The following is a 26890-nucleotide window of genomic DNA, read 5'->3' as shown; positions in this document are numbered from 1 at the left end:
AGACCGGCCTGCCCCCGGGTGCGGTCACCGGCCGGCGGGGATCGGCTGACGCAGCCACGGCCGGCGGGCCCGGACGGTCCGAGCGGCGATGAGGCCGCTGCCGAGGACGACGTGGCCGATCATGATCGGGTAGATCACGGCGCGTTCGAACAGGCCGATGTTCCACGCCCAGCCGGTGAACACATCAGCCATGAAGGCCGCGAACGCGATCAGCCCGAAGACGCCCAGCGCGATGCTCGCGATGCGGCGGCCACGACCCAATCCGATTCGGGTGGCGCTGATGCCGACCGCGATCGCCATGAGGTTCCCGGCCAGCATCACGCCTTGGGCACCGTAGGTGTGGAAGACGATCAGGCCGTTCGCGACGTTGGCGTTGGACCCCTGGAAGGCGCCGACGAGAGAGACGCCGACCCCGGCCAGGATCGCCGGCACGACGATCAAGATCGGCCGCGGTCCTCGGCGCAGGTCGAAGGTGAGCAACGCGCCGGCGATCAGCAGGATGCCGTAGGACACCCAGCCGACGTCCATCACCGCCCCGAGAGGGGAGTTCCCGACCTGCCCGAACGCGACCTGGCTCGGGCCGGTCAGGCCGAGTTGGCTGACCCAGTTGTAGAACGGCGAGTAGTGCGGCTCCTGCCAGGCCGACGCCGTGACGAGCTCGGCCGCCCATGACACCAGCGGACCGGCGAGGAGCAGGACAGCTCCGACGCGGGCGGCCGCGCCGGAACGCACGATCGGCGTCACTTCAGCGCCATCCCCGGGACACGGGCACGGATCGCGTCCATGGTCGCCTCGTCCGAGATCCCCTGCCAGTCGTACCGCGGCGTGTACGGCGCGGTGAGCGCCTGCACGTCCGAGTCGGTGAGCTCGACGTCCAGCGAGGCGACGGCGTCGTCGATCTGCCCGGCCGACCCGGCGCCGACCAGCGGAGCGGTGACGACCGGCTGGCGGTGCAGCCAGGCCAGCGCGATGGATGCGCGGCTCACGCCGTGGTCGGCCGCGACCTTGCCGACCGCGTCGATGATGGCGCGGTTGGAGGCTTCCTGCTCGGGTGAGTACAGCGTGTCAGCGTAAGCGCCGTCGGTCTCCGAGCGCGCAGTCGACTTCGCGTCGTCCCAGGCGCGGGCCAGCCGGCCGCGCGCCAGGGGGCTCCAGACGATCGTGCCGACCCCCTCGTCCAGGCACAGCGGAATCATCTCGCGCTCTTCCTCGCGGGCCAGCAGGTTGTAGTGGTCCTGCATGGAGACGAACCGCGCCCAGCCGTGCTGCTTCTGCAGGTGCAGGGCCTTGGCGAACTCCCACGCGAACATCGACGACGCACCGAGGTAGCGCACCTTGCCGGCCTTCACCAGATCGCTGAGGGCTTCGAGGGTCTCCTCCAGCGGGGTGGCGTGGTCGTTGCGGTGGACCTGGTAGAGGTCGACGTAGTCGGTGCCCAGCCGCCGCAGCGAGTGGTCGATCTCGGTCATGATCGCCTTGCGGGACAACCCTTTCCCGTTCGGGCCGGGGCGCATCGGGTGCCGCAGCTTGGTGGCGATCACGACGTCGTCGCGGTCGGCGAAGTCCTTCAGCGCCCGGCCGAGGATCTCCTCGCTGGAGCCGTTGGAGTACATGTTCGCGGTGTCGAAGAAGTTGATGCCCGCTTCGAGGGCGTGCTTGATCAACGGGCGGGCCCGCTCTTCACCGAGGGACCAGACGGGGTGCCCGCGGTCGGGCTCGCCGTAGGTCATCGCGCCGATCGCGATGGGCGAGACGTCGAGGCCGGTGGCACCGAGTTTCACATAGCGCATAGGAAAACTCCCAAGAGGCAAACACGCGGACAATCCTCCGCATGTGCCTCCAAACTAGCGGAGGATTGTCCGCGAGTCAACGAGGGCACCCAGCCTGACCACCGCGGCCGACGAGGTCCTCGCGCGGCATTCCTGAACCACCAGCGGCCCGCGACGACCGCGCGCACATCAGGAGTGCCGGTGAGCACTCAGCCCGTCGAGAATGAGGGCGAGCATGGACGCCGAGCGGTCTTCGGGCCCCGAGGCGGCCCGCCAGAGGGCGCCGGTGAGCTGCAGGAAATCGCGGGGGTCGGCGTCGGCGCGGATGGTTCCGTCACGCTTGCCCGCGTCCAGCAGCCGGGTGATGGCGGCGATGACCGGGCCGTAGGTCTGCTCGGCGATCTCCTGGTGAGCGTCGGCACTGAGGGCGTCCCCGAGACCGTGCTTCTTCCGCATGGCGGCCACCAGGTCGAGCGTCCAGCGCCGCAGTGCCTCCAGCGGTGACTCCGTCGCCAGCAACGGCGGCACCGACTCCAGCAGGCGGTCGACTTCGTGCTGGTAAACGACCAGGACGAGGGCCTCCTTGGTCGGGAAGTTGCGGTACAAGGTGCCCGGCCCGACCCCGGCGCGCTGCGCGATCTGGTTCATCGAGACGTCGCCGTCCTCGGCGAACGCCTCGCGGGCGACCTGCAGGATGCGAGCCCGGTTCTCCCGGGCGTCCGAGCGGACCATCTACCCTCCTTGCTATCCGGAGAGGTCTCCAGTACGTTAAGTGGAGACCTCTCCAGAACCGTACCGGAGCGTCACCCGCCACACCAAGCTCGCCGACCTGAGCAGGCCGGTGCGTCACCGCGCGGTTCGACGGATCAACGACCCTCCCACTCATCCTCGTGAGGTAACCCATGGCTGAAGTACTGGTCACCGGCGGCTCCGGCTACATCGGCAGTTTTTGCGTGCTCGCGCTGCTGGCCGGCGGGCACACCGTCCGCACCACGGTGCGTGACCTCAAGAAGGAGCCCGCAGTGCGCGAGATGCTGCGTGCCGGCGGCGCACCCGAGCACGCGAAACTCACCGTCCTGCAGGCAGACCTGCAGCAGGACAGCGGCTGGCGCGAGGCCGCCGAGGGGTGTGACTACGTCCTCCACGTCGCCTCGCCCACGCTCACCACCCTGTCGCAGGACGACGACGACATGGTCGGCCCCGCCCGGGACGGGGTGCTGCGCGTGCTGCGGGCAGCACACGCGGCCGGGGTGAAACGGGTCGTGCTGACCTCGGCGTTCGGCGCGGTCGGCATGGGACACCCGGAAAAGTCGCGGGTGTTCACCGAGGACGACTGGAGCAATGTGGACGGTGGCCTCGCGCCCTACCAGAAGTCCAAGACCCTGGCGGAAAAAGCGGCGTGGGACTTCGTCACCGCACACCCCGGCCTGGAACTGGCGGTCGTGAACCCCGTGGGCGTGTTCGGGCCCGTCCTCGGCCCCGACTACTCCCCCTCACTCGGCCTGCTCCAGCGGATGCTCGACGGCGAACTGCCCGCGCTGCCGAAGTTCGCGATGGGCTACGTGGACGTGCGCGACGTCGCCGACCTGCACCTGCGCGCGATGACCCACCCGGCCGCGGCGGGCGAACGGTTCCTGGCGATCTCCGGCCACAGCCTCTGGGTCCGCGACATCGCCGCGATCCTGCGCGACCGCCTGGGCGACCGCGCGTCCAAGGTGCCCACCCGCGAACTGCCGGTCTGGACCGCGCGCGCCCTCGCGCGCGTCAACCCCGGGCTGCGGATCCTGCGCCCGCAGCTGGGCAAGAACTTCGACGCCACCTCGAAGAAGGCGCAGGACAAGCTGGGCTGGTCACCGCGGCCGATCGAGGACACCATCGCCGACACCGCGGAGAGCCTGCTCGCCCTGCGCGGCACGACCGTCTGACGGCGACCGGGCCGAAGTGCCGGTCACCGCGAAATGGCCAGCAGGACGCGCCCGAACGGGCCGTCCTCGGCGAGGTGGCGTTGCGCCTGCGCGGCCTGCTCCAGCGGGAACACCCGGTCGACCAGGGGCGTGATCTCCTTGCGAGCGACCAGTTCGAGCAGGCGGGTGTTGGCGGCGTTGATCCGTTCCGGGGTGAACAGGGCGAACGGAGCCGCCGACCCCGTCGAGGACGATGTCGACGCCCTTGCCGTCGGTGAGCCGGTGCACGCCGTCGCGCAGGGACTCGGTGGACAGGTCGATCACCTCGAACCCGGCCGCCCGGCCGCGCTCGGCCTTCGCGGTGCTCGTGGCGGTGGTGATCGCCGCGCCGGCACCGAGCACGCGGGCGACGTCCACGCCGCCCTGGCCGACGCCGCCGCCGACACCGGGTGCGAGCACCGACTGCCCGGGCCGGACCCGGCGAGTTCGGTGAGCGCGGCCGCGGCGGTGTCGTCGGGGACGGGCACGACGTGGCGCGGGTCGACGGCGATGTACTCGGCCCAGCTGCGTGTGCGTCACCGGGTTGAGCGTTGTCCCCACGGCGGCACCGTAGGCGAGGGCGATCGCGCCGCCTCACCGAATCCGCATGGTGAGGCGGCACGCGGGCGACGGAACCGAGGAAGCCGTGACCGTGCTTCAGGGTGCCTATCGGGCGGTGGACCGGTCACCGACCGGTGCGGGTGCCGGAGCGGCAACCCTTTCCCCGCCGAGGAAGACGTGGGCGATCGACCGCAGCGAGGCGATCGGGTCCGTGCCCACCGCGTGCAGGCCGACGTGGTTCGCTCCGGCCGCCAGCTCCGCTCGGACGCCCGCCGCGATGGCCGGTTCGTCGCCGTGGAGCACGAGGGCGTCGAGAAGCCGGTTGCTGAAGGGGTCGGTGAGTTCCTCGTCGGTGTACCCGATCCGGCGGAGGTTCGCGGCGTAGCTGGAAATGCCGAGGATGGGGCGCAGCCCGGCGCGGCCGGTTTCCCGGGCGCGCTCGGTGTCGGTGTCCGGCACCACGCCGTGGCCGGGGATCACCAGCTTGCCCGAGCCCAGCGCCTCCCGGGCGCGGCGGGTGTGCTCGGGGGTCACCTGGAGCGTGAGGGTGCCCGCCGCGCGCTCCGCCGCCAGCCGGAGCATCCGGGGACCCAAGGCGGCCAGCAGGACGCGGCCGGCGGGGACACCGGCCGCGTGCAGGCGGTCGAGGTAGCTCTCGACCTTCGCCACCGGGGACGTGTAGCCGGCGTCGGTTTCGCGGTGGCCGGCGCCGATGCCGACGAGGAGCCGTCCGGCGTGCTTCTCCGCGATCCGGTGGTAGGCGTCCGCGACGGTGCCCGCGTCGGTCTGCCACACGTTGAGCACGCTCGTGCCCACCACGATCCGGCTGGTGGCGTCGAGCAGGCGCTCCGCCTGGCGGAGGTCGGCGGGCGGTGACGCGGCCAGCCAGATCGCGCCGTATCCGGCTTCCTCCAGCGTGACGGCGTCCGCCGCGGTCGCCTCGGCAGTGGTCAGGTAGGCGCCGAGGAGGCCCAGTTCGATGGTCATGATCCCGACTTCAGCAGCGGACGGCGCCGTGTGCCAGCACCAACCGCCACGTGCTGCGATAAGCTCCGCTTATCATGGAGCTGCGGGCACTGCGGTACTTCGTCACGGTCGCCGACGAGCTGCACTTCGGCCGGGCCGCCGAGCGGCTGCACATCGCGCAGCCCGCGGTCAGCCAGCAGATCGCCCGGCTGGAACGCGAACTCGGGGTCCGGCTCCTCGACCGGTCGCCCCGCCGGGTCCGGCTCACCGCCGCCGGGCAGCGGGTGCTCGAAGCCGCGCGCCGCACACTGGCCGCGGCCGGGCAGGTGGAGCTCGCGGCGAAGCAGGCCGTGCCGACCGTGCGCATCGGCACCGCGGCCGGCCTGACCGCCCGCCTGGAACGCGGGATCGACGCCCTCCGCGAGCGGGCGCCGGAGTTCGACGTGATGCTGGTCGACCTGCCCGTCGAGGCCCGGCTCAACGCGCTCCGGCAGGGTGACCTCGACCTGGCGCTGACCAGGGGTGTGCGTTCGGTGCCCGGGCTCGAGGTCCGGCCGGCGTGGACCGAACGGCTGTTCGCGGTGGTGTCCCGGCACCACCCGGCCGCGGCCCGCCCCGCCGCGGGCCTGACCGAGCTGGCCGGCGACACGCTGCGCCTGCCCGCCCGCGAGCACGATCCGGCGCTCCACGACGCCGTGGCCCACGCCCTGCACGAAACCGGTCTGTGCGCGAAGCCCGGCCGGCCGACCGGCACGCTCCAGGACACGATCGTCGAAGTCGGCTCGGATCCCCGGAGCTGGACGGTGCTGCCCGCCGACCAGGTCGCCGAGATCCGTTCGACCCGGGTCCGCTCGATCCCGCTCGAACCGCCGATCACCATCGCCGGCAGCGTCGTGGTGGCCCGGCACCAGGCGAACAGCGGCGCCGAATGCGCGGTGGCCGCCTTCCGCGACGACCCGGCGCGCTGATCGGGCCGGGTCACCCGAAGCGAGGCAGGCTCCGGTAGAACGCCCGGTGCGCTTCGGCGGCCGCGGCCCACGTGTACCGCCGCGCCAGCGCCCGCCCGGGCTCCGGATCGACCCCGCCCAGCGCCGCCCGCAGCTCCCGGGCGAACCCGGGCGGGTCGGCGGCGAACCTCGCCGCCCCACCGAAGACCTCGCGCAGCACCGGCAGGTCGCGCGTCACCACGGGCACCCCGGCGGCGAGCGCCTCCATCGCGGCCAGCCCGAAACCCTCCTTCGTGGACGGGAAGGCGAACACCGTCGCGGACGCCACCAAGGAGGGCAGCGAGTCGTGCGCGACCGGGCCGAGCACGACCGGCGAGACGCCGAGTTCCGCCGCGCGTTTCTCCCAGCGCGTGCGGTAGTCGCGGTAGTCGAAGAGGGTTTCGCCGCCGGCGATGAGCAGGCGGACGTCCGGCTCGGCCAGCAGCGCGTACGCCTCCAGCAGGTCCAGCGAACCCTTCCGCGGCTCGATCCCGCCGACCGCCAGCACGTACCGGCCCCGCTCCGAAGTGCGCGGGGCGGTCGCGAAGCGGTCGTAGTCGACGCCGTTGGGGATCACCGTCGCCGAGATGCCCCAGCCGCCGCGGACTTCCGCGGCGACCGAGGCGGACACGCAGAGGTGGGCGTACGGCCGGACGATCGCGCGTTCGTGGCAGGCCGCCAGTTCCGGGGTGGTGAAGGTGTCGAGGTGGTGGATCGTCCGGACGCATCGGTCGACGGCGTTCGCGCTGATGCAGTCCTGCGCGTGCACGACGTCGTAGGCGTCCGGGGTGAACGCCGCGCGCAGCACCGCGATCGACCGCAGGATCCGCTCGCCGACGGACTCGGCCGGGACGTCGGGGAACGGGACGACCGCCGGCCGCACCCGCGGGTCGACCGGCCGGAAGAACCCCGCGTCGCCGCCGCGGCCGAGCGTCCACACGGTGACGTCCTCGCCGAGTTCCGCCAGCGCCTCGGCCAGGGCGAGCGTGTGCACCACCCCGCCACGGGGCTTGGTCGAGTAGCTCAGCAGGGCGATGCGCATCAAGCCTCCCGGTACACCGACGGTTTCCGCTCCCCCAGGTGGTGCAGCACCCGGCGGGCGTTGGCGATCTCCTGCCCGATGTCGAGCTCGGCCACCGCGATCCCGGCCTTGGACCAGGTACGGGCCAGGATGTCGCCGCCGGGCCCGACGACCTTGGCCTGGCCGAGGAACCGCATCCCGCCCATCGCGCCGGTCTGGTTGGACGAGACGAGCACGACCTGGTTCTCCGCCGCCCGGGCCTGGTCGTAGAGGTCGAACAGCCGGGACTGGCGGTCCTGGGCCATCCGCGGCGCCCGGTTGGTGATGCTGGTCGGCCACGCGCTCAGGCAGGCGACGATGTCGGCGCCGTCGAGGGCGAGGGAGCGGGCCGACTCGGGGAAGGTCTTGTCGTAGTCGATCAGCATGCCCAGCCGCCCCACCGGGGTGTCGAACGCGGCGAACCGGTCACCCGGCTGGTAGGCGACGTTCTCCCCCGGCGGCTGGTGGACCTTGCGGTGCCGGCCGAGCACGCCGTCCCCGGTCACGCAGACCGCCGAGTTGTACCGCCGCGGCCCGTCGGCCTCGCAGTAGCCCACGCAGACGACCATCTCCGCGGCGAGCGAGGCGATGGTCTTCAGTTCCGCGCAGTCCGGGTCGAGGGCCGGGGGCAGGGCGTCCGGGTCGGGGTGGCGCAGGTCGGCGAGGTAGCCGCCGAGGGCCGCGTCCGGCAGCACCAGCAGCGCGGCACCCGACGTGCGCGCGTGGTCGATCAGCGTCGTGATGCGCTGGAGGTCGAAGGCGAGGTCGCGGCCGAAGTGCGCGGCCACGGCGCCTATGCGGATCTGCCCCATCCACGTGACACTAACGCGTAGGTTTCGGGCCGTCTGTCGGCCAGGTGTCCCATCGACCGCCGCGCGGTCTCCAACGCCGCCCGGACGTCGAGTTCGGCGACCGCCAAGCCCTCGGCGACGCCGGTGTCGGCGAGGACGTCGCCGCCCGGGTCGACGACCTTGGCGCTCGCGACGAACCGCAGGTCGCCGAACGCGCCGGACTGGTTGGCCGAGAGCCAGACGATCTGGTTCTCCAGCGCGCGGGCCCGGTCGAACAGGTCGAACCGGCGTTTCCAGCGGTCTTCGGCGAGGTCGGCGGCCGGGTTGGTCCGGCTGCCGGGCCAGGCGCTCATGCAGACGACGATCTCCGCGCCGTCCAGCGCCAGCGCCCGCGCGGACTCGGGGAACGCCTTGTCGTAGCAGATGAGCATGCCCAGCCGCCCGACCGGCGTGTCGAACGCGGCGAACTCCCGCCCCGCGCCGTAGCTGGCGTTTTCGGCCAGGGGCTGGTGGACCTTGCGGTGGTGCCCGAGGACGCCGTCGCCGCTGACGCACACCGCGGAGTTGTAGCGGCGGCCGCCGTCGAGTTCGCAGTACCCGGCGGTGACCACGAGGTCGCCGGCCAGCGCGGCCAGCCGCGCGATCTCGGCGCCGTCGGCGGCGAGCGCGGGCGGCCCCTCGGCCCCGCCGTCGAGGTTGGCGAGGTAGCCGCCGAGCGCGGCCTCGGGCAGGGCCAGCAGCCGGACGCCTTCGGCTTTCGCCTCGCCGATCAGCTTCTCGATCCGGGCGAAGCCGGCTTCGAGGTCGCGGTCGAACGGCGCGGCGGCCGCGGCCATTCTCAGTGTCGTCATGAGTTCCCCAATCCGGTGACGCCGCCGTCGATGACGGTCGTCCGTTCGCCGTCGGGCCAGCGCAGCGTGACGCCGGCGCCCGCGACCAGTTCGCCGCAGGCCGCGGTGACCGCGGGTCCGGCGGGTGCCGGGGCACCGGCGGTCAGCATCGCGAAGCCCGGGAAGCAGGTGAGCCAGTCCCCTGTGGACGCTCCGCGCGGCCGCGGCACGCGTTCGACGTCGAGCACCGCGCCGCAACCGGAGGCCTCGGCGAGCATGCCGAGGGTGCCCGCGATCCCGGCCATCGAGACGTCCTTGGCCGCGGCCGGTCTCGCGGCCGCGACCGAGCCGAGCAGGGCACGCAGCTCGGGTGTGCGGCGGAAGCTCGTCGAATCCCACTGCCGCCCGGTGTAACCGGGCCGCCAGCCGCCGCCGAGGTCGGCGGTGAGCCAGACGCGCTGCCCCGGCCGCCCGCCACCGCCGGGCACCGGGTCGGCGGTCCGGCCCAGCGCCGTCACCGACAGCGAAGCCGGCACGCCGAACTGCGTGTGCCCGCCGAGCACGGGCACGCCATACGCCTCGCTCGCCTTCCGCAGTCCACTGAGGACACGGGCGGCGAAGGACGCGTCGCGGGCGCCGAGCGCGTCGAGCAGCCCGGTCGGGGCGGCGCCCATCGCCGCCAGGTCGTTGAGGTTGACCAGCACCGAGCACCAGCCCGCCCATTCCGGGTCGCGCTCGACCATGGCCGGGACGATCGCGTCGCAGGCGGCGACGACGTCGGTGCCGGGCAACGGGACGCCGTCGTCGCCGACGAAGCCGGGCACGCCGGTCAGCCCGCGCAGCAGCGGGCCGAGCGCGGCCTTCGTCGCCCGGGCCAGCGCGGCGATCCGGCCGATCGGCCACCGCATCAGCACGTGGTCGCGGCCGGCGACGGTCACCGGCCGCACGCGCTGCCACCCGAGCCGGGTGAACAGCTTTTCGGTGCGGGTCTGGACGGTGGCCTCGAACCGCAGCGCGCCTTCGGCCTCGGCTCGCGCGCAGGCCGCGCGGACCAGCACCGAGCCGATGCCGGGCGGCGAGCCGGGGGCGACGACCAGGCGGCCGCCGCGCCACCAGCCGAGGTCGGGCCCCTCGGTGGCCGGGCCGAGCCGGACCCCGCCGAGCACGGCTCCCCCGGTGTCCCGGGCGAGCAGCACGATGGTCCGCGAATCGAGGTCGTGGTCGTCGAGGTCGTGCCCGGTGAACAGTCCTTGCTGCGCCACGAAGGCTTCGTGGCGCAGCGCGCGGTAGGCCGCCAGGCCGTCGTGCCCGGCTTCGGCGATGTGGAACGCCGGGCGGGCGGCGACGCTGCGGACGTCGCCGAGCAGCGCGAGGATGTCGTGGTCCACGTCAGCCTCCGACCGCGCTGAGCAGCCCGCAGGCGCCGCACGCGGCGCAGCCCGCACCCTGGTCGGCACCGACCATCCCGGCGGCCCGCAGCAGCGTCGCGACCCGGCTGGTGACCTCGGCGACCAGCGACGGCGAAGGCGCGGTGGCGCCGTCGCGGCGGGCCAAGGTGCCGAGCATCGGCCGCATCGGGACGACGAACGGGTAGACGCCCAGGCCGATCAGCCGCCCGGCCCCGGCGACCAGGTCGTCCGGGTCCTCCCCGAGCCCGATCAGCAGGTAGGTCGAGACGCGGTTGCGGCCGAACACCCGGACCGCTTCCGCCCACGCCGCCTCGTACTCGGTGAGCGGCACGGTGGACTTGCCCGGCATCCAGCGCCGCCGGACCGCGTCGTCGAGCGACTCGACGTGGATGCCGATCGAGGTCGCCCCGGCGTCGCGCAGCTCGGTGAGCACGCCGAGGTCGCCCGGTGGCTCGATCTGCACCTGGATCGGCAGGCCCGGCACCGCGTCGAGCACCGCCCGGACGCACCGGACGAGGTGCCGCGCGCCGCGGTCGGGGCCGGCCGTCGTCCCGGTCGTCAGCACCATCTGCCGGACGCCGTCGAGCCGCACCGCCGCTTCGGCGACCTCCGCGAGCTGCTGCGGCGTCTTGGCGGCCACGGTCGCCCCGGCCCGCAGCGACTCCTCGATGGTGCAGAACCGGCACCGCTGGTCCTCGGCGTACCGGATGCACGTCTGCACGACGGTCGTTGCCAGGACGTCCTTACCGTGCAGCAGCGCGATCTTCCGGTACGGCACACCATCCGAAGTGGACAGATCGTAGAACCGCGGCCGCGCCACCGGGGTCACGCTGAGGCCGAGGTCGACGGCACCCCGGTGGATCCGGCCGTCGCGGACCTCGTACGGGCTGTCCGGGTTCAGCGGCAGCGTCGCGTTGGCACCGTCGACGACCAGGTGGCCGTCGTCGCTCGGCCCGGCGCCCTTGCTGCGTTGTACGGGTGCGTCCACTCGCACCCCGCGGACGGCGATGTCGGCGCGGGTGTCCAGGTCCTCTTCGATGCCAACGCGCACGAGCCGCTCCTAGAACATGTAGGTGGAGTTGATGATCGCGCCCTTGCGCGCGTAGTGGATCAGCGCGTCCTGCACGTCCAGAGGGTGCGTCGGGATGACACCCTCGATGAGGTCCTCCTCGCGGGCACCGTGCAGCGACAGGCCGAAGCGGCAGCAGTAGGCCTTGCCACCTTCGGAGATGAACGTCTTGAGCTGGTCGTTGATGTTCAGCTCGCCCGGGAACGCGGCGTTCCCGGTGGTCGGGAAGCCGCGGGTGGCCAGGCAGTTCAGCGAACCCGGGCCGTAGAAGTAGATCGCGGCCTCGAAGCCCTTCCGCAGCGCGCGGGTGGCCTGCAGGATCGCCACGAAGCTCACCGACGACTCGTGCGCGATGCCGTGCACGAGGGTGAAGTAGCTCTGGCCGGGTTCGGCTTGGTAATCCGGGAAGACCTTGGTCCCGCCGTACAGGCTGGAGCCCTGCGGCAGCGACGGGTGCGGGATCTCGTCGAGGCTGGTCTTCTCGGTCTCGGTCAGCTCTGCCATCGGTCTATTTCCCTTTCTTCGGTCCGTACAGCACGTCGAACGTGCCGCGGAAAACCAGGTCGGCGAGCTCGCCGTCGCCGGCCGCGGCGGCCAGCTTGGCGAGTTCGCCCTCGTGATCGCCCCACGGCTGGTCGGAGGCGAACAGCACGCGGTCGTGGCCGAGACCCCGGCGTGAGATTTCTTCGACGAGCCAGCGCGGGGTGAAACCGATCGCCCACGACAGGTCCGTGTAAACCTGCTTCCCGGCGGCGATCCAGTCGAAGAACCGGCCGCCGACGAGCTTGATGTGCCCGCTCATCCCGCCGCCGAAGTGCACGAGGTGCAGCTTGACGTCGTCGGCGTAGGCGTCGACGAGCTGGCCGACCTCGTCGATGTCGGAGGCGGCACCCGGTGAGGTGTGGACGTGCACGACGAGGTCGTGTTCCCGCGCGGTGGCGAAGATCTTCTCCAGCTGCGGTCGGCAGGCCGGGTCGGACGCCCGGCCGCCCAGCAAGAAGCTGAGCTTCAGCGCCCGGACCCCGCTTTCCCCGGCCAGCTTCAACGCGTCTTCGGTGCGTTCGGCGTCTTCGGGTCGTGGGGACACCCACAGCGCGGCGCTGATCCGATCGTCCTTCGCCGCGGCCTCGACGCAGAGTTCGTTGAAGGAGAACGCGATCGCCGGGTCGGGGACACCGTAGTTCGGGATCACCAGCGCGCGTTCGGTGCCTTCGCGGTCCAGATCGGCCAACAGCTCCCCGATCGTCGCGCGGGCGCCGATCGCGGGGGCGACCGGTGGGCCGCCGTAGAACGGGTACGTTGGCAGCACGCCCAGGTGCCGGTGGGCGTCGTTCGTCCACCGCATCACGCCACCGTCCGCGGAGCGACCCAGTCGTCATCGGCCGGGTAGGTGCTCACCGGCGTGCCCGAGATCCACCGGACGTCTCCCCGGCCGCCCCCGGTGATCCGCCGCGTCAGGTACTCCGCGTCCGCGGCGACACCGCAGAACCGGCCGGACCCCCAGGTGTGCTGCCACGGCAGGCCGATGAAGTACAGCCCGGGACAGCTGGTGACACCGCGGTGGTGCGTCGGGTAACCCTTGCCGTCGAACACCGGGACGTCGATCCAGCGGTGGTCACGACCGAACCCCGTGCACCAGACGACCGCCGAAAGGGCTTCCGCGTCGAGGGTGCGAGGCCCCTCCGGCGGTCCCCACACCGGCTGGTAGCGCTCTTCCGGCGGCGCCGTGATCCCCTGTTGCCCGATGAAGGCGTCGATCGAATCCTTGATGCCCTCGGAGACCGCGTCCGCGGCGTCGAGGTTGCGGCGCAGGTCGTCCGCGAAACTCAGCTGTCCACTTCGGACACCGAGCAGCCTGCCGTAGAGCTGCATGCCTTCGGTGGCGAACGCACGCAGGTCGATGTCGTGCCCGCCGTCGCGGCCGGTGACGTAGTGGTTCGCCCGGAACCGCACGGCGTCCGCGTCCGCGAACTCGTCGATGGCCCTGGCGTAGTAGCCCATGTCGTCGAGCCAGGCAACGACGTCCCGGCCGCGGTAGCGCCGGGCCACCCGCGGCGCCGACCCTACGGCGAGGTGCACGCGGCGCCCGGCCAGGTGCAGGTCCTCCGCGACCTGGCAGCCGGACTGCCCGGTCCCGACGACCAGCACCTCGCCGTCCGGCAGCTGCGCGGGGTTGCGGTACTCGGCCGAGTGCAGCTGGACGACGTGCTCGGGCAGCCGCTCGGCCGGCCGCGGCTTCAGCGGCACCTGGTAGGGGCCGGTGGCCAGCACCACGTGGTCGGCGGTCAGTTCCCCGGCCGACGTCGTGAGCCGGAACCCGCCACCGGCCAGCTGCCGCAGCCGCGTCGCTTCGACACCCTCGCACAGCGGGACGTCGAACTCCTTCACATAGGCCTCGAGGTAGGCGACGATCTCGTCCCGGCCCATGAACCCGTCCGGATCATCGCCCGCGTAGGGGAATCCGGGCAGCCGGCATTGCCAGTTCGGCGTGACCAGGCAGAAACTGTCCCAGCGGCGGGTCCGCCATTCGTGCCCCGTGCGCTCGCGTTCGAGCACCACGTGCCCGACCCCGGCGGTGGTCAGGCAGTGGGACATCGACAGTCCCGCCTGGCCGCCGCCGACCACGATCACCGGCCGGTGCAGGCCGTCGAGCTGGAAGTTCATGCCGATCAGTGCACCGGCGAACCATTTCCGGACGGTTTCATCCGGAACACCGGCGTGTTTCCAGGCCGCCGCAGCGTGACAACTTCCCCCGGCGCCGCTTAACATTCACCCGCCCGGGGTGGCCGGTAGCCGGCCTCGCCGGAGAACTCAGACCAGGGGCTCCCCACCGTCGACGGCGAGCGAAACCCCTGTCAGGAAAGCGTTTCCCAGCGCGAACACGACCGCTTCGGCGATTTCCTCCGGACGCCCGATGCGCCGCGCCGGGCTGGTGCTCGCGCGGGCTGCGAACAGCGCCGCCTTCTTCCGCTCGCCGAGACCGTCGTAGGCGCCGGTGTCGATCGTGCCCGGGGAGATGGCGTTCACCCGCCGCGGCGCCAGCTCCACCGCCAGGCCGCGCACCAGCGCGTCCACCGCCGCGTTCGTGGCACCGACGGCCAGCATGCCCGCGGCGGGCTTCCGTGCGGACGAACCCGAGAAGAAGACGAACGAGCCGTCCTCGGGCAGGCGTGGTGCGAAGTGTTTCGCCAGCAGCAGCGGGCCCAGCACCTTCACGTCGAACGACCTGAGCACGACATCGTGCTCGAGTTCCGCCAGCGCACCGCGGGCCCGGGCCGACGCGGTCGACACGACGTGGTCGACCCGGCCGAGCTCCTCGGCCAGCGCCGCGACGGAAGCCTCGTCGGCCAGGTCGACGTACGCGGTCTCGATGCCCGGGTCGGCGTAGGCCCCGGCCAGTGCCGCTCGGTCCCGCCCGGCCGCCACGACCTGCGCCCCGGCCACCCGCAGCGCTGACGTCACCTCCCGGGCGATGCCGCCGCCGCGGCCGACGACGAGGACTTTGCGGCCTTCCAGCGAAGCCATTTCAGTTCCCTTCCGGAACGCGCGAGCGCAGCTCGTCGGGGTCGAGCCCACGGTCGATGCCGTGCGGGGTGACCGTCTGGCCCGGTTCGAGGACGAGCTTGCGGCCGTCGAGGGTCACCTCGACGACGTCGGGCTCGAACGACACGAACCCGGACACGCGCTCGACCTCGGGCCACGCCTCGGGGTACGACCAGGCCGCGCGCCGGCCGGATCCGATGTCGAAGTAGCCGGCCAGTCCCTTGTACGGGCAGAACGTCTCGCCCTGCACCGGCGTCAACGCCGCCAGGTCGATGTCCTCGCGCGGCACGTACCAGCGCGGCGCGAACCCCGACTCGTAGAGCACGACCGGGCGCCTCGTCTCGGCGACGACTCGGTCGCCGTCGCGCACGACGAGGTGCCGGGAGGTCCGCCGGATGTCGATGCGGTGGTACGGGTCGGCCGCGTGCCCGACGATCCGCTCGTCCTCTTCGTAGAAGGCGTCCATCGCCCGCCAGGCGAAGGCGACGCGGTCGCGCAGGACGTCCGCGTGGCCGGGGAGATCCGGGTACCGCCAGGCCGCGTGCGGCGCCGCCTGGCCGCCCGCCCGCACCGTGAACCACTCGGCCGGGCCGAGCTCGGGGTGGTTCGTCGTCCGGTTCTCGGCCGCCAGCACGTCTTCGCGGACGTCGGCGACCGGGAAGTACGCGACCGGGTAGCGCCCGGGTTCGTGCAGCAGGACGACGTCCTCGCTGTCGGCCACCCAGTCGCCGCCGAACCGCACGCGCATCCGCCGCCGCAGCGGCTCGGCGAACAGCAGGCGCTCGGGCAGTGGCTGCTCGACCAGGAAGTGACCCACCGCCCGGGTGGCCAGTGGTCCTTGCTGCCAGGCCAATCCCATGACCATCTCCTAACCCTTATAAGTTGGTTTGATGGTTAGACATGGAAGCAGCGCATGCTGTAACCTGTCAAGCATGGGTTTGGAGGTTAGGTTGACGAAGACCGACGAGGCGCTGCTGCTCGACCTGCTCAACACCACCCCGGTCCGGGACGGCCGGGCCGGGGACGACCTCGCCGGCCCGCGGGCGGGCCGGGCGTGGCTGGCCGGCCACGGGCAGCCGGCCACCGACGACGAGCTCCGCGCCCTGCTCGAAGTGCGCCCCGTGCTGCAGGCCGTCGTGCGCGGCGACGCCTCCCCCACCGCGGCCGCCCGGTTCGTCGACGGCGCGAGCTACCGGGCCGCTTTCGGCGACGACGGCGTCGAGTGGGTCCTCGACGTCCCGCCCGGCCGGTCCGCCGCCGCACGGGCCGTGCTGGCCTGGGACGCGCTCGCGAAGTCGAGCCCCGGCCGGCTGCGCCCGTGCGCCAACCCCGAATGCCGGCTGTTCCTGATCGACCACAGCAAACCCAACAGTGCCCGCTGGTGTTCGATGGCCGTGTGCGGCAACCGCATGAAGGCCCGGCGGCACTACCAGCGCACGCGGATCTCGGCCGACTGAAGCCGCCCGAAGGAGACGACCACCATGGCCCGCTTGGTGTCACTGAACGTCGGACTGCCCCGGGACGTGCCCTGGCAGGGGCGGACCGTCCACACGGGAATCTTCAAGTACCCCGTCGAGGGCCGCCGCATGGTCCGCCGGCTCAACGTCGACGGCGACGGCCAGGGCGACCTGGGCGGCCACGGCGGCGAGAACCGCGCGGTGCTCGTCTACCAGCGCCAGTCCTACGAACACTGGCGGCGGTTCCTCGGCCGCGACGACCTCGAGGACGGCCAGTTCGGCGAGAACTTCACCGTCGACGGCCTACCCGACGACGAAGTGCACATCGGCGACCGGTACCGCATCGGCGAGGCCGAGTTCGAGGTCACCCAGCCGCGCGTCACGTGCTTCCGCGTCGGGATGCGCCTCGGCGAGCCGCGGATGCCCTCGCTGCTGGTGGCCCACCACCGGCCCGGCTTCTACCTGCGGGTCATCACCGAGGGCCACGTCCAGGCCGGCGACGAGATCGTCCGCACCCGGACCGGACGGCACGAACTGAGCGTCGCGGCCGTCGACGCCCTGCTCTACCTGCCCGGCCGCGACCGGGACCTGCTGCGCAAGGCCGTCGACGTCCCGGCGCTCAGCCCCGGCTGGCAGGGATCGTTCCGGGACCTGCTGGCGGAGGAGCCCCCGGCACCCCGCGGCTGGAGCGGGTTCCGGCCCCTGCGCGTCACCCGCGTGGTGCCCGAGAGCACGACGGTGGTCTCCTTCCACCTGGCCGCCGAGGACGGCGCGCCGCTCCCCCGGCCCGAGCCGGGCCAGTACCTCACCCTGCGCGTCCCCGGCGCCGCCGACCCGGCACCGGTCCGCAGCTACTCGCTGTCGGCGACGCCATCGGAGCGCGAGTACCGCATCAGCGTCAAACGGGACGGAGTCGTCAGCAGCTACCTCCACGCACAGCTGACCGCCGGCGCCGTCGTCGCCGTCGCGGCCCCGCGCGGCGACTTCGTGCTGGCCGAAGAGGACCGGCCCGTGGTCCTCGTCTCCGCGGGCATCGGCGTGACCCCGGTCCTGGCCATGCTGCACACCCTCGCCGCGAACCGGACTCCGCGGGAGGTCTGGTGGCTGCACACCACCCGGACCGCCGCCGAGCACGCGTTCGCCGCCGAGGCACACGCCTTGCTGGCGAGCCTCCCGCACGGCCACGAGCGCGTCCACTACACCGCGGAACACGGCCGGCTGACCCGCGAGACGCTGTCGGACCTGCCGGTCGACGGCGCCGTCTACCTGTGCGGACCGGACGCCTTCATGACGGCCGTGCGGGAATCCCTGACCTCTCAGGGGTTCGACCCGGCACGTGTCCACAGTGAACTCTTCGGCGGCGTGTCCGCGATCAACCCGGGCCTCACCGGCGTCGTCCGCAAGACCCCGCATCCTCCGGCCGGCGCGGCCGGAGCGGGCCCCGCGGTCACGTTCGCGCGGAGCGGGCTCACGGTGCCGTGGAGCGACCGCTACCCCAGCCTGCTCGAGTTCGCCGAGGCGTGCGACGTGCCGACGCGCTGGTCGTGCCGCACCGGCGTCTGCCACACCTGCGTGACCCCGGTGCTTTCGGGCCGGGTGCGCTACGACACCGAACCGCTCGAACCGCCGGCGCCGGACGAAGCACTTGTCTGCTGCGCCCAGCCGCAGGACGACGTCGTCCTGGACCTGTGAGGACCCGATCGAGGACCGCAGCTGTCCGCATCCGGTGGCAAGGTGGGCACCCTCAGCCCGACGACCGACGGAGCACCCCGATGAGCCGACACGTCCAGGTCACCTTCGACGCCCACGACCCGCGAGCGCTTTCGGCGTTCTGGCGCGAGGTGCTGGGCTACGTCCACCCCGCACCACCCGGCGTCGAGCTGCCCGAAGGCGCCGACCCCTTCGCCGCGTGGGACGAGTTCCTCGAGCGGGTCGGCGTGCCGGAAGAGCAGCGCACCAGCAGCTCCGCCGTCGAAGACCCCGACGGGCAGGGGCCGCGCCTGTTCTTCCAGCGGGTGCCGGAGGGCAAGACCGCGAAGAACCGGGTCCACCTCGACGTCCGGGCCGCGCCCGGCCTGCAGGGCGACGAGCGGATGGCGGCGCTCGAAGCGGAGTGCGCACGGCTGGTCGCCCTCGGCGCGGCCCGGGTCCGCCGCAGCGAACCCGCGCCGCCGCTCAGTGCCGGGTTCATCGTGCTGACCGACCCCGAAGGCAACGAGTTCTGCCTGGACTGAGCGTGTCAGGGGCCGTGTCAGCGCAGTGGCCGTCCGGTGTCAGGGCGGGAGGCGATCGTGGTTCTCGTGATCAGGTCATCGATCGCCCTCGCCACCACCGGACGCGTCACCGCCAGCGGGACGCCCGACACTTCGGAGAACACGATGCAGAAGCTCGACACCGCCGCCGTCGAGGCCCGGCCCGAACTGCAGCAGGCCGTCCAGGCGTTCGTCGACGCGGGATTCGCCGGGGCGCGGGTCCGCGTGCACGACGAACACGGCGACTGGACCGGGGGCGCCGGGGTCAGCGAGCTGGGCGGCACCGCCGAGCCGCCGGCGAACGGGCAGGCCTGGGCGGGCAGCGTCACCAAGACCTTCACCGCGACCCTGGTGCTGCAGCTGGTGGCCGAGGGCCGGTTCGGGCTGGACGACCCGGTGGCCGGGCACCTGCCCGAGCTCGGGCTGGACGCGCGGATCACGGTGCGGATGCTGCTGCAGCACACCAGCGGGCTGTACAACTACACCGGCGAACTCGGCGCCGACGGCGCGTTCGAGATGGGGCTGCCGTCCGTCGGCAAACCGTGGGTGGACAACCGGTTCCACACCTACCACCCCGAAGAGCTCGTGCGGTTCGCGCTGGCCCGACCGGCGCGGTTCGCGCCGGGGACCGACCAGAGCTACTCCAACACGAACTACACGGTGGCCCTGTTGCTGATCGAGAAGATCACCGGCCGCTCCTACGCCGAGCAGGCGCAGCAGCGGATCCTGGGGCCGCTCGGCCTGTCGGGCACCGTGGTGTCGGCGACGTCGCCGCAGCTGCCCGGGCCGCACGCCCACGGCTACTACCGCTACCAGGACGCCGGCGAGTGGAAGGTGGTCGACGTCAGCCGCCAGAACCCGTCGCTGCTGGCCGGCGCCGGCCACCTCGTCTCGACGGCCGAGGACCTCGGCACCTTCATCTCGGCGCTCCTGGGCGGCCGGCTCCTGCCCGCCGGGCTGCTGGCCGAAATGCTGACGCCGCAGGGCAAACTCGGCCTCGGCCTGGGCATCTGGGTGCAGGACCTCGGCCACGGCACCATCGTCCACCACAACGGCAGCGCGCCGGGAGGCTACGGAGCGCTGATGATCGGCACGCCCGACGGCAGCAGGACCCTGACCGCCACCCTGACCACCGGGGAAAGCGACCCGGCCGGCGTGTTCCCCGCGGCGTTGGGCGGGCTCATCGGCGCGGTGTTCGGCTGAGCTGCCGGCCGGCGGGTCGTCCGACCGGGATGCCGCGGCGCGAAGCCTTGCCCGGCGCCCTCCACCGCCCGCACACTGTCGTCGTCGCTTCGGCACGGCAACGGGAGAGCGCCGATGACAGCGCACGGTCTGCCACCACTGTTCCCGTTCGACGAACCACCTTCGACCGATCCGGCCGCCGAGGCGCTCCGGCTGCTGCACACCGACCCGGTGCCCCTGGTCCGCTTGGCCGGCGGGCACCGGGTCCGGCTGGTCACCCGCTACGACGACGTCCAGCGCACGATGTCCGACCCCCGGATGAGCCGCGCCGCCCTGGCGACCCCGGACGCCCCCACCATCGTGCCCGGCCTGCAGTCGCCGGACATGATGCCGAACATGGACCCGCCCGACCACACGAGACTGCGTCGCCTGGTGGCCAAGGCGTTCACCGTCCGCAACGTGGAACTCCTGCGGCCGAGAGTGGAGGAGGTCGCGGCCGGGCTGGTGGACCGGATGCTGGCCGCCGGGCCGCCGGCGGACCTGGTCGGCGCGCTGGCCGAACCGCTGCCCGGCATCGTGATCTGCGAACTGCTCGGCATCGCCCGCGACGAGCGCGAACCCCTGCTCGCGTTCATCGAAGCCATGTCCATCACGACCACGTTCGACCAGGAGGAATTCGGGGCGACCGGAGCGGTCGCCCCGTCGCACTTGCTCGGGCTGATCGAGCAGAAACGTCACCACCCGGGCGACGACCTGCTTTCCGGCCTGACCCAGGTGCACGACGAGGACGGCGATCGGCTCAGCGAAGCCGAGCTGCTGATCACCGTGATGCTGCTGATCGGCGCCGGCCAGGAGACGACCATGGCTCAGCTGGCCAAGTCGGTGCTGTTGCTGTCCCGGCACCCGGACCAGTGGGCACGGCTGGTGGCGGAGCCGGATCTGGTGCCGAACGCGGTGGAGGAACTGCTGCGGGTGGTCGCCCTGGGCCACGCCGGGCAGCCACGCATGGCGCGGGAGGCCGTGGACTTCTCCGGCCGGACCGTCGAAGCCGGCACCACGGTTTTCCCGGTCGTGAACGCGGCCAACCGGGACCCGGCCGTGTTCGCGGACCCGGACCGGTTCGATGTGGCTCGCGGCGAAGCGGCCCACCACCTGTCCTTCGGCCGCGGCCCGCATTTCTGCCTCGGCGCGCCGTTGGCCCGGATGGAACTGCAGGTGGCGTTGCGCGGCCTGGTGACCAGGATGCCCGGGCTGCGGGTGGCCGAGGGGGACGACGAGCTGGCCTGGCAGCCCGAGAGCCTGACCCGAGGACTCCGGCGGCTGCTGATCACGTGGTGACCGGGTGGAATTGCGTTGGTGCGCACCTCATGATCGGGAACAATCGCCGGAATGGACATGCGCGCCCTTCTCGCCCGGATCGATCCGCTGGCCGCGCCGGCGCGCCGGCGGGTCCTCGCCGACACCGCACGCGCGCTGGCCGGTACCCCGGAGCTCGCCGCCCTGCTCGCGGAGCTGGCCGCCGTCCCCGGCATTCCCCGGGTCTGGGCCGCCACGATGGCCGTCGTCGCGGACGACGACACGCACCTGCGCCGCCTCCTCGTCTCGGCCGACACCCGGGTCGCCGGTCTGGCGATGACCCACTGCGCCCGCCGCGACCGCCATCTCGACGTCCTGACCGCGGCACTCGCGACCGCGCCCCTCGCGTGGCGGCACACCCTCTACCGCGCCGTGCGCGCCACCGGCGCCACCACCTGGGCCGAAGCTCTCCTGCCCTCGGTGCGCGCCCGCTTCGGTGACCACGAGGCGGCCGCCGTGCTCCCCGCTTGCGAAGCCGGCACGGTGACGACCTTGCTGCCGGAACTGGACTTCGCCGTGCCCAACCTCGCCGCGCTGGCCCGCCGGCACCCCGCCGTCGTGCTCGCGCACCTGCGGCGCCGGCTGGCCGTGGCCGGTGCCGCCGGCCGCAACGCCACCTGGGCGCGCTTCGGACCCGCGCTGAAGCAGCTGGTCCGGCACGACCCCGCCCAGCTCGTCGACCTGCTCGCGCACTCGGGACCGCCGACCGGGCTCCCGGCCGGCGCGAGCCGCTGGCTGGCCACGGCGATCGCCGCCGATCCGGACCGGGTCGTCGCGATCCTCGCCGATCCCACGCGGCGCATCGGGTTCCAGCCGGGCCGAAGCACGGAACGGGCACTGCGGCGGGCATCGGACGAAGCACTGACTTCGCTCGCGCGCACCTGGCTCACCGATGCGACGCGGTTGGCGGCGTTGGTGCGCGCGCTTCCGCCCGGCCGGCGCGCCACCGTCCTGAGTGGCGCGTTGGGCGACCGCAACCTGCAGCAGGCCGGCCTGCCGATGACGGTGCTCGACGTCCTGCCGTGGCGGTCCCGGCACGAGCACGCCCGCCGGTTGCTCGCCACCCGGCCGGTGGTCGACGACCCCGACCTGCGCCGGCAGGCGACCGCCCGGCTGCCGTGGCCGGAAGCCGAACCGCTCCTGCGCGCCGCGACCGCCCGGCCGTCCGCCGCCGAGCGAGCTCTCGGCTACCCGCTTCTGATCGGCGCGGCGGCCGCGACCCGGGACCCGGACGTCGTCGCCGGCCTGCTGGCGTCGTTGCCCCGGCTGCCCAACGAACAGGACCCGGTCCGCCACGCCGCGCTCGCCGCCGTCGCCGCCATCCCGGGCTGGCTGCTGCGGTCGGCCGACCCGTCCGCCCTGGTGAAGCCGGCCACCGACGCCGTTCAGGCCAGGGACGCGTCGTGGGGTACCCGGCAAGCGGTCGGCACCACAGCCGTCACCCTCGTCCGCCAAGGCACGCTCACGGGGCAACCCGGCTTGGTCGAAAGCGGCCTGCGGATCTTGGAGCTGTCCGGCGGCCACGCGCACACCCTCACCCTGCACCGGCTCGACCAGTCCCTGCCCCGCGGCGCCGAGCACGTCGTGTGGGCGGCGCTGCGGCCGCGCATCGCCGCCGACGCCCGCGCCGGCCGCTACGACCTGGTCCTGTCGCTGGCCGCGGGACTGCACCGGCGGGCCTGGCCGATGGCCGACCTGCAGGCGGTCCTCGGCGAAGCGACCCGCGCGGCCGAGGACCACACGGTCCACCGGGCCCTCGAGCTGTGGCTGGCCCCGCCCGCGACCCGCGACGAACGCGTCGAGGCCGTGCTGCGGCGCGACTCCTCCACGATCACGGTGACCGCCGTGGCGAACGCGGTCGGCGGACGCCGGACCGACCTGCTCGACCGCGTCCTGGACCGGCCGCCGCGGGGACGGTTCGCCACCCGCGGCGTCCGGCTGGTGCCGGCCTTCGGCGGGTCGGCGTGGCACTGGCTGCCGCGTCAGGTCGCCCGCTACGCCGAACTGCTGGCCGACCTCGCCACCGCGCCCCGCAAGCCGGTCTGGGAGCGGGTCTCCGCCGTGCAGCGGCTGGCCGGCCTGCCCGGCGCCCGCATCGAAGACGTGGAGCCGTTCCTGCAGGACGACGAAGTCGCCGTGGTCGAGGCCGCGCTGGCCGGGCTGGCCTGGGTCGATCGGCCCGGCGAGGCACTGGGCACGTTGCTCGGCCACGCCGACACCGACCGCGCCCGGGTCGCGGTGTACGCGGCCGGCCGGGCCGCCCGGACCGTCCCTCCCGCCGAATTGGGTGCCGCGCTCCGGCCGGTGCTGGCCGGCAAGAAGGTGACCTCGCGCAAGGAGGCGATCCGGCTGCTCGCCGAGCACCGTGTGCCGGGCGCGGCCGGCGAACTGGCCGCGCTGTGGGCGGCCCCGGACCTGCACCGCGATCTCCGCCGCGCCATCGTGTCGGCCGCGCGCCGGCTGCTCGACGACGAACGCGCGTGGCAATGGCTCACTGAAGCGACCGCGATGGCCGCGGTGGCCACGGCGGTGACCGAAGCCGACCCGCTGACCATCGCCGAGCACCACCGCGCGCCGTACGGCGCGCTGGTGCGGACCGTGACGGCAAGCGCCGACCCGGACACCGCGCGGATCGGCTTGGCGGCGTGGCCCGCGTGGAGCGTCTGGGACCGCGCAGGACCCGCTGCGGTGGTCACCCTGATCGGCGACCTGACGAGCACCGCGACGTGGCGATACGCGCTCGACGCGCTGCTCACCGCGTGCGCGGTCACCGGTGACCCGGCACCGGTGCACGACGTGGTCACGACACTCGTCGAACAGGCCGGCGTGGCCGTCGCCGGGCGGGACCAGCCGGCGCGGCAACGGCTTCGCCTATTCCTCGTCCGTTTCGCCGCCCGCCTGGACGCCGGTGGCGACGCGATGCGCGCGGCGGCGGAGCAGCTGTCGATGACGCTGGCGGAACGGGCGGAGTACCGGACGGACGCGCTCCTGCTCGCCGTCAGCGCCCTACCCCGCCGCGGCGACCTGCTGCCGGCCCTCCGCCGGATCGCTGCCCTCGCCGACCGTCCCACAGCGGCGTGGCAAGTGGCGGATCGGCTCGCGGCCTGGCTGGCCGGCCACGATCCCGGCCGCTCCGAGCTGTTCGACGCCGCGCAAGCCCTGACGGCGAGCCCGGCGGAGGCGTTGCTGGCAGCGAGTGTCGCGAGCCAAGCCGGCCCGCACGCCGGCTGGCCACGTCCGTGGCGCGAGCGGGTATCGGCACTGCGTGATCACCCTGACGCCGACGTCCGCGAACGCGCGTCGCACATCGTGCTCGCTTCCGAGTGACGAAGCCCGTGCGGGATTACGCCGGGTTCTCCGCGACGGCGAGGTAGTCCGTGTAGATCTGCGGTGAGCCGGAGAACGAGGCCAGCTGCTTCCACTCCTCGTACATCTGCTTGGTGTCGCGGTGGGCGGCCGCGAACTCCGCGGCCTCGCCGGTGGCGATGTCGGGCTCGGGGTAGAAGACGTCCAGCGCGTCCAGGCTCGCGATCTCCATCATCATCACGTACTGGTCGAGGCGGTTGCCCCGCTCGCCCTTGAGCACGTGGAACCGCCAGTCCGGGTAGTCGTCGATCCGGTGGTGGTTCTCGGCGATGAAGCGGTCGAACATCTCCTCGGTCACCCCGGCGCGCAACGCCAGGTTGTGGATCCCGACGACCCGGGCGACGGGCTCCTCCCCCGGGCGGTCGCGGTAGCGGGGGCCGGGCGTGACCGTGCTCCGCGGATTGTCGGCCAGCAGCCGGTAGTCGGTGAACAAGGTCGGCAGCTCAGCGAACGTGCCCAGCCGCCGCCACCGCGCCAGCACCGCCTCCGCCTCCGGGTGCCGCGCCCAGAACTGCCGCGCCGAGTCGGTCTGCTCGCCCCGGGCCGTGACGTAGCGGTCGCGCTGCTCGGCGCTGTCGATCTCGTACAACATCAGGTACTGCCCGGTCCGCTCTCCGCGCAACCCGCGCAGCAGAGTCCACCGCCACCCCGGGTACAAGGGCAGGTGAACGCCTTCGCCGCGCACGAAGGTCTCGAACTCCTCCGGCGTCACCCCAGCCTCGGTGTCGATGGCGATGTACTGGAAGGTGAACACCGACGAGCGTCCCATTGCACGTCCAATCCTCGGGCCGGGAACGGGATCGCGCGTCCGGCAGGCACGACTCCCCTGCACCACATCCTGCCCGCTCCAGAGCAACGGTGCGCTTCCGGTCGACAGCCCTACCGGGATGGATCCGAAACAGGCGCCGGTTGGTCGTTTCGAGTCGCCCGATCACGCAGGAGCGCGGCGGCCCGCGCCGACCATTCGTGGTGTTCCTGCTCGAACCGCCGGCCGCGCAAGCACGTCAGGTAGGGCCCGATCGGAGATCCGTGGCGCAGGTAGGTTTCCTCGTCGAGATCCCCGCGCAACCGCCGCAGGATCTTGTCGAGGAGCTCCACTTTGGCCGCGGCTGCCGCGGCGCGGTGCTCCAGTTGCGCGATCACCGGTGCCGCGTCGACGTGGTCGACGGCCTGGACCTTGACCAGCAGGTCGTCGCGGATGAACGACGGCTTGCCCACGGCGGCGGCGAAGTCCGCCAGCTCGGCGAGGCCGGCGTCGGTGACCAGGAACAGCCGCTTGGTGGGCCGGGTTCGCTGGACCACTTCCCGGCCGCTGATCAACCCGTCCTTCTCGAGCTTGGCCAGCTCCAGGTAGAGCTGCTGCGGCCGGGCGTACCAGAAGTTGGCGACGCCCACGTCGAACGCCTTGGCCAGCTCGTAGCCGCTGTACTCGCCGGACAGCAACGCCGCGAGCACAGCATGCCGCAGACTCACCGGCGCCTCTCTTCCTCGTCGCCATGGGGGCGAGCCCATCATAGCCATGGTTATGATTAGTCATTATTATGACTAGGAGGACGTGTGACAGTCAGCGGCCCGTACCTGCGCTACGTCGCCTTGGGTGACAGCCAAACCGAGGGCGTCGGCGACGGTGACGACACCGCGGGCCTTCGAGGATGGGCCGACCGGCTCGCCGAACGCCTCACCGCCGACAACCCCGATCTCCAGTACGCCAACCTCGCCGTCCGTGGCCGCCGCGCGGACGAAGTCCGGTCCGAGCAACTGGAGCCGGCTCTGGCCCTGCGACCCGACCTGGCCACCGTCGTCGCCGGAGTCAACGACCTGCTCCGGCTCCGGGTCGAGACCGCCACGGTGGCCGCTCACCTGGAAGCGATGTTCGCCGCGCTCACCGGCGCCGGAGCCCGCGTGGCGACGCTGACCTTTCCCGACATCACCAGGGTCATCCCCCTCGCCCGACCGGTTCGCTCCCGCATCCTCGACATCAACGACCGGATCCGCGCCGCGGCCGCCCGGCACGGAGTCGCCGTCGCGGAGATCGCCCGGCACCCCTCCGTCGCCGACCGCCGGTTCTGGAGCGAGGACCGGTTGCACTGCAGTCCCCTGGGGCACCAGCTGATCGCCGACGCGGTCGCGCACGCCCTGCGGGTGCCGGGCAGCGACGATTCCTGGAACGAACCGGCGCCACCGTTGCCCACCCCACCGTCAACGCCGGGGCGCGCCACCGCCGAACTGCGTTGGGCAGCCACCTTTCTCGGCCCCTGGCTCGGCAGGCGCCTGCGCGGCCAGTCTTCCGGGGACCAGCGCACGGCGAAACACCCTCAACTGCACCGCATCGAGGCACCGAGGAGTTGAG

Annotated in this window: 25 protein-coding genes and 2 pseudogenes; 9 read left to right on the top strand and 18 right to left on the bottom strand. The window is 72.8% G+C overall.

Features of this window, described 5'->3' with window-relative positions; translation table 11 throughout:
- Positions 1 to 24 precede the first annotated feature (24 nt).
- The 3 genes from H5965_RS21795 to H5965_RS21785 all read right to left on the bottom strand — a co-directional run bounded on the left by H5965_RS21795 (position 25) and on the right by H5965_RS21785 (position 2501).
- Entirely contained in the window at positions 25 to 744 is a 720-nt protein-coding gene (locus H5965_RS21795; protein WP_310971885.1) for a DUF998 domain-containing protein, read from the bottom strand.
- Entirely contained in the window at positions 741 to 1790 is a 1050-nt protein-coding gene (locus H5965_RS21790; RefSeq protein ID WP_310971884.1) for an aldo/keto reductase, read from the bottom strand. Before H5965_RS21790 ends, H5965_RS21795 begins: the two co-directional genes overlap by 4 nt.
- 168 nt (positions 1791 to 1958) lie before the next feature.
- Positions 1959 to 2501 carry a TetR/AcrR family transcriptional regulator gene (locus H5965_RS21785; RefSeq protein WP_310971883.1) on the bottom strand — a complete coding sequence of 181 codons (543 nt, stop codon included), beginning with the start codon at positions 2499 to 2501 and terminating at the stop codon, positions 1959 to 1961.
- 170 nt (positions 2502 to 2671) lie between these two features.
- Between H5965_RS21785 and H5965_RS21780 the strand changes: the two genes are divergently transcribed.
- On the top strand, positions 2672 to 3694 hold the full coding sequence (locus tag H5965_RS21780; protein WP_310971882.1) for an aldehyde reductase: 1023 nt from the start codon (positions 2672 to 2674) through the stop codon (positions 3692 to 3694).
- A 23-nt stretch (positions 3695 to 3717) separates the two neighbouring features.
- Here H5965_RS21780 and H5965_RS21775 read toward each other — a convergent pair.
- From H5965_RS21775 to H5965_RS21765, 3 genes and pseudogenes are all read right to left on the bottom strand, one after another.
- A pseudogene (locus H5965_RS21775) lies at positions 3718 to 3903 on the bottom strand (zinc-binding dehydrogenase); the annotation flags it as partial.
- A 61-nt stretch (positions 3904 to 3964) separates the two neighbouring features.
- Positions 3965 to 4075, bottom strand: a pseudogene (locus H5965_RS46195) (zinc-binding alcohol dehydrogenase family protein); the annotation flags it as partial.
- 303 nt (positions 4076 to 4378) lie between these two features.
- Positions 4379 to 5260, bottom strand: a complete 882-nt coding sequence (locus tag H5965_RS21765) for a TIGR03620 family F420-dependent LLM class oxidoreductase (protein WP_310971880.1) — start codon at positions 5258 to 5260, stop codon at positions 4379 to 4381.
- Positions 5261 to 5334: 74 nt separating this feature from the next.
- Here H5965_RS21765 and H5965_RS21760 point away from each other — a divergent pair, with 74 nt between their 5' ends.
- On the top strand, positions 5335 to 6207 hold the full coding sequence (locus H5965_RS21760; RefSeq protein ID WP_310971879.1) for a LysR family transcriptional regulator: 873 nt from the start codon (positions 5335 to 5337) through the stop codon (positions 6205 to 6207).
- A 10-nt stretch (positions 6208 to 6217) separates the two neighbouring features.
- Here the strand turns inward: H5965_RS21760 and H5965_RS21755 are convergent, their stop codons facing one another.
- The 10 genes from H5965_RS21755 to H5965_RS21710 form a co-directional block, all read right to left on the bottom strand.
- Positions 6218 to 7267 (bottom strand): MSMEG_0565 family glycosyltransferase, encoded by a 1050-nt coding sequence (locus tag H5965_RS21755; protein ID WP_310971878.1) that lies wholly within the window; start codon positions 7265 to 7267, stop codon positions 6218 to 6220.
- On the bottom strand, positions 7267 to 8097 hold the full coding sequence (locus tag H5965_RS21750) for a carbon-nitrogen hydrolase family protein (RefSeq protein ID WP_310971877.1): 831 nt from the start codon (positions 8095 to 8097) through the stop codon (positions 7267 to 7269). Before H5965_RS21750 ends, H5965_RS21755 begins: the two co-directional genes overlap by 1 nt.
- A complete protein-coding gene (locus H5965_RS21745) occupies positions 8079 to 8927 on the bottom strand; it encodes a carbon-nitrogen hydrolase family protein (protein ID WP_310971876.1) in 849 nt (282 codons plus the stop codon). Before H5965_RS21745 ends, H5965_RS21750 begins: the two co-directional genes overlap by 19 nt.
- On the bottom strand, positions 8924 to 10294 hold the full coding sequence (locus tag H5965_RS21740; RefSeq protein WP_310971875.1) for an MSMEG_0567/sll0787 family protein: 1371 nt from the start codon (positions 10292 to 10294) through the stop codon (positions 8924 to 8926). The genes H5965_RS21745 and H5965_RS21740 overlap by 4 nt, the downstream gene beginning before the upstream one ends.
- Position 10295: 1 nt before the next feature.
- Positions 10296 to 11366: an MSMEG_0568 family radical SAM protein gene (locus H5965_RS21735; RefSeq protein WP_310971874.1), complete on the bottom strand. Its 1071-nt coding sequence runs from the start codon at positions 11364 to 11366 to the stop codon at positions 10296 to 10298.
- 9 nt (positions 11367 to 11375) lie between these two features.
- Positions 11376 to 11888 carry an MSMEG_0572/Sll0783 family nitrogen starvation response protein gene (locus H5965_RS21730; protein ID WP_086864132.1) on the bottom strand — a complete coding sequence of 171 codons (513 nt, stop codon included), beginning with the start codon at positions 11886 to 11888 and terminating at the stop codon, positions 11376 to 11378.
- A 4-nt stretch (positions 11889 to 11892) separates the two neighbouring features.
- Positions 11893 to 12729, bottom strand: a complete 837-nt coding sequence (locus H5965_RS21725; RefSeq protein WP_310971873.1) for an amidohydrolase family protein — start codon at positions 12727 to 12729, stop codon at positions 11893 to 11895.
- Positions 12729 to 14048 carry an MSMEG_0569 family flavin-dependent oxidoreductase gene (locus tag H5965_RS21720; protein WP_310971872.1) on the bottom strand — a complete coding sequence of 440 codons (1320 nt, stop codon included), beginning with the start codon at positions 14046 to 14048 and terminating at the stop codon, positions 12729 to 12731. Before H5965_RS21720 ends, H5965_RS21725 begins: the two co-directional genes overlap by 1 nt.
- A gap of 147 nt (positions 14049 to 14195) precedes the next feature.
- Positions 14196 to 14909: an SDR family oxidoreductase gene (locus H5965_RS21715; RefSeq protein WP_310971871.1), complete on the bottom strand. Its 714-nt coding sequence runs from the start codon at positions 14907 to 14909 to the stop codon at positions 14196 to 14198.
- Between the two features lies 1 nt (position 14910).
- Positions 14911 to 15786, bottom strand: coding sequence for a DUF427 domain-containing protein (locus tag H5965_RS21710; RefSeq protein ID WP_310971870.1), 876 nt, complete (start codon positions 15784 to 15786; stop codon positions 14911 to 14913).
- A 73-nt stretch (positions 15787 to 15859) separates the two neighbouring features.
- Here H5965_RS21710 and H5965_RS21705 point away from each other — a divergent pair, with 73 nt between their 5' ends.
- From H5965_RS21705 to H5965_RS21680, 6 genes are all read left to right on the top strand, one after another.
- On the top strand, positions 15860 to 16384 hold the full coding sequence (locus H5965_RS21705) for a CGNR zinc finger domain-containing protein (protein WP_310971869.1): 525 nt from the start codon (positions 15860 to 15862) through the stop codon (positions 16382 to 16384).
- Positions 16385 to 16408: 24 nt separating this feature from the next.
- The gene (locus tag H5965_RS21700) at positions 16409 to 18076 is read left to right on the top strand and encodes an MOSC and FAD-binding oxidoreductase domain-containing protein (protein ID WP_310971868.1); all 1668 of its coding nucleotides are present in this window, start codon (positions 16409 to 16411) and stop codon (positions 18074 to 18076) included.
- 80 nt (positions 18077 to 18156) lie between these two features.
- Complete coding sequence (locus H5965_RS21695; protein ID WP_310971867.1) at positions 18157 to 18618, top strand: VOC family protein; 462 nt, start codon at positions 18157 to 18159, stop codon at positions 18616 to 18618.
- 66 nt (positions 18619 to 18684) lie between these two features.
- Positions 18685 to 19839, top strand: a complete 1155-nt coding sequence (locus H5965_RS21690) for a serine hydrolase domain-containing protein (RefSeq protein ID WP_396136922.1) — start codon at positions 18685 to 18687, stop codon at positions 19837 to 19839.
- A gap of 114 nt (positions 19840 to 19953) precedes the next feature.
- Positions 19954 to 21156 (top strand): cytochrome P450, encoded by a 1203-nt coding sequence (locus H5965_RS21685; RefSeq protein ID WP_310971866.1) that lies wholly within the window; start codon positions 19954 to 19956, stop codon positions 21154 to 21156.
- Positions 21157 to 21207: 51 nt separating this feature from the next.
- Positions 21208 to 24501: a hypothetical protein gene (locus tag H5965_RS21680; protein WP_310971865.1), complete on the top strand. Its 3294-nt coding sequence runs from the start codon at positions 21208 to 21210 to the stop codon at positions 24499 to 24501.
- 16 nt (positions 24502 to 24517) lie between these two features.
- Here the strand turns inward: H5965_RS21680 and H5965_RS21675 are convergent, their stop codons facing one another.
- Positions 24518 to 25309: a hypothetical protein gene (locus H5965_RS21675; RefSeq protein WP_310971864.1), complete on the bottom strand. Its 792-nt coding sequence runs from the start codon at positions 25307 to 25309 to the stop codon at positions 24518 to 24520.
- Between the two features lie 110 nt (positions 25310 to 25419).
- Positions 25420 to 26013 (bottom strand): PadR family transcriptional regulator, encoded by a 594-nt coding sequence (locus H5965_RS21670; protein ID WP_310971863.1) that lies wholly within the window; start codon positions 26011 to 26013, stop codon positions 25420 to 25422.
- Between the two features lie 84 nt (positions 26014 to 26097).
- Between H5965_RS21670 and H5965_RS21665 the strand changes: the two genes are divergently transcribed.
- Positions 26098 to 26889 (top strand): SGNH/GDSL hydrolase family protein, encoded by a 792-nt coding sequence (locus H5965_RS21665; RefSeq protein ID WP_310971862.1) that lies wholly within the window; start codon positions 26098 to 26100, stop codon positions 26887 to 26889.
- The last annotated feature ends 1 nt before the right edge of the window (position 26890 follow it).

The sequence above is a fragment of the Amycolatopsis sp. 505 genome, assembly GCF_031625235.1.
Classification (GTDB): domain Bacteria; phylum Actinomycetota; class Actinomycetes; order Mycobacteriales; family Pseudonocardiaceae; genus Amycolatopsis.
Note: the sequence above shows the minus strand (reverse complement) of the source record. Positions and strands in the feature narration are given on the sequence as shown.

Excerpts from the sequence above, each read along its gene's own strand:
- H5965_RS21760 (WP_310971879.1), top strand. The coding sequence starts at position 5,335 with ATGGAGCTGCGGGCACTGCGGTACTTCGTCACGGTCGCCGACGAGCTG.
- H5965_RS21785 (WP_310971883.1), bottom strand. The coding sequence starts at position 2,501 with ATGGTCCGCTCGGACGCCCGGGAGAACCGGGCTCGCATCCTGCAGGTC.
- H5965_RS21700 (WP_310971868.1), top strand. The coding sequence starts at position 16,409 with ATGGCCCGCTTGGTGTCACTGAACGTCGGACTGCCCCGGGACGTGCCC.
- H5965_RS21695 (WP_310971867.1), top strand. The coding sequence starts at position 18,157 with ATGAGCCGACACGTCCAGGTCACCTTCGACGCCCACGACCCGCGAGCG.
- H5965_RS21755 (WP_310971878.1), bottom strand. The coding sequence starts at position 7,267 with ATGCGCATCGCCCTGCTGAGCTACTCGACCAAGCCCCGTGGCGGGGTG.
- H5965_RS21680 (WP_310971865.1), top strand. The coding sequence starts at position 21,208 with ATGGACATGCGCGCCCTTCTCGCCCGGATCGATCCGCTGGCCGCGCCG.
- H5965_RS21765 (WP_310971880.1), bottom strand. The coding sequence starts at position 5,260 with ATGACCATCGAACTGGGCCTCCTCGGCGCCTACCTGACCACTGCCGAG.
- H5965_RS21675 (WP_310971864.1), bottom strand. The coding sequence starts at position 25,309 with ATGGGACGCTCGTCGGTGTTCACCTTCCAGTACATCGCCATCGACACC.
- H5965_RS21715 (WP_310971871.1), bottom strand. The coding sequence starts at position 14,909 with ATGGCTTCGCTGGAAGGCCGCAAAGTCCTCGTCGTCGGCCGCGGCGGC.
- H5965_RS21780 (WP_310971882.1), top strand. The coding sequence starts at position 2,672 with ATGGCTGAAGTACTGGTCACCGGCGGCTCCGGCTACATCGGCAGTTTT.
- H5965_RS21745 (WP_310971876.1), bottom strand. The coding sequence starts at position 8,927 with ATGACGACACTGAGAATGGCCGCGGCCGCCGCGCCGTTCGACCGCGAC.
- H5965_RS21750 (WP_310971877.1), bottom strand. The coding sequence starts at position 8,097 with ATGGGGCAGATCCGCATAGGCGCCGTGGCCGCGCACTTCGGCCGCGAC.
- H5965_RS21790 (WP_310971884.1), bottom strand. The coding sequence starts at position 1,790 with ATGCGCTATGTGAAACTCGGTGCCACCGGCCTCGACGTCTCGCCCATC.
- H5965_RS21720 (WP_310971872.1), bottom strand. The coding sequence starts at position 14,048 with ATGAACTTCCAGCTCGACGGCCTGCACCGGCCGGTGATCGTGGTCGGC.
- H5965_RS21685 (WP_310971866.1), top strand. The coding sequence starts at position 19,954 with ATGACAGCGCACGGTCTGCCACCACTGTTCCCGTTCGACGAACCACCT.
- H5965_RS21705 (WP_310971869.1), top strand. The coding sequence starts at position 15,860 with ATGGGTTTGGAGGTTAGGTTGACGAAGACCGACGAGGCGCTGCTGCTC.
- H5965_RS21710 (WP_310971870.1), bottom strand. The coding sequence starts at position 15,786 with ATGGGATTGGCCTGGCAGCAAGGACCACTGGCCACCCGGGCGGTGGGT.
- H5965_RS21725 (WP_310971873.1), bottom strand. The coding sequence starts at position 12,729 with ATGCGGTGGACGAACGACGCCCACCGGCACCTGGGCGTGCTGCCAACG.
- H5965_RS21730 (WP_086864132.1), bottom strand. The coding sequence starts at position 11,888 with ATGGCAGAGCTGACCGAGACCGAGAAGACCAGCCTCGACGAGATCCCG.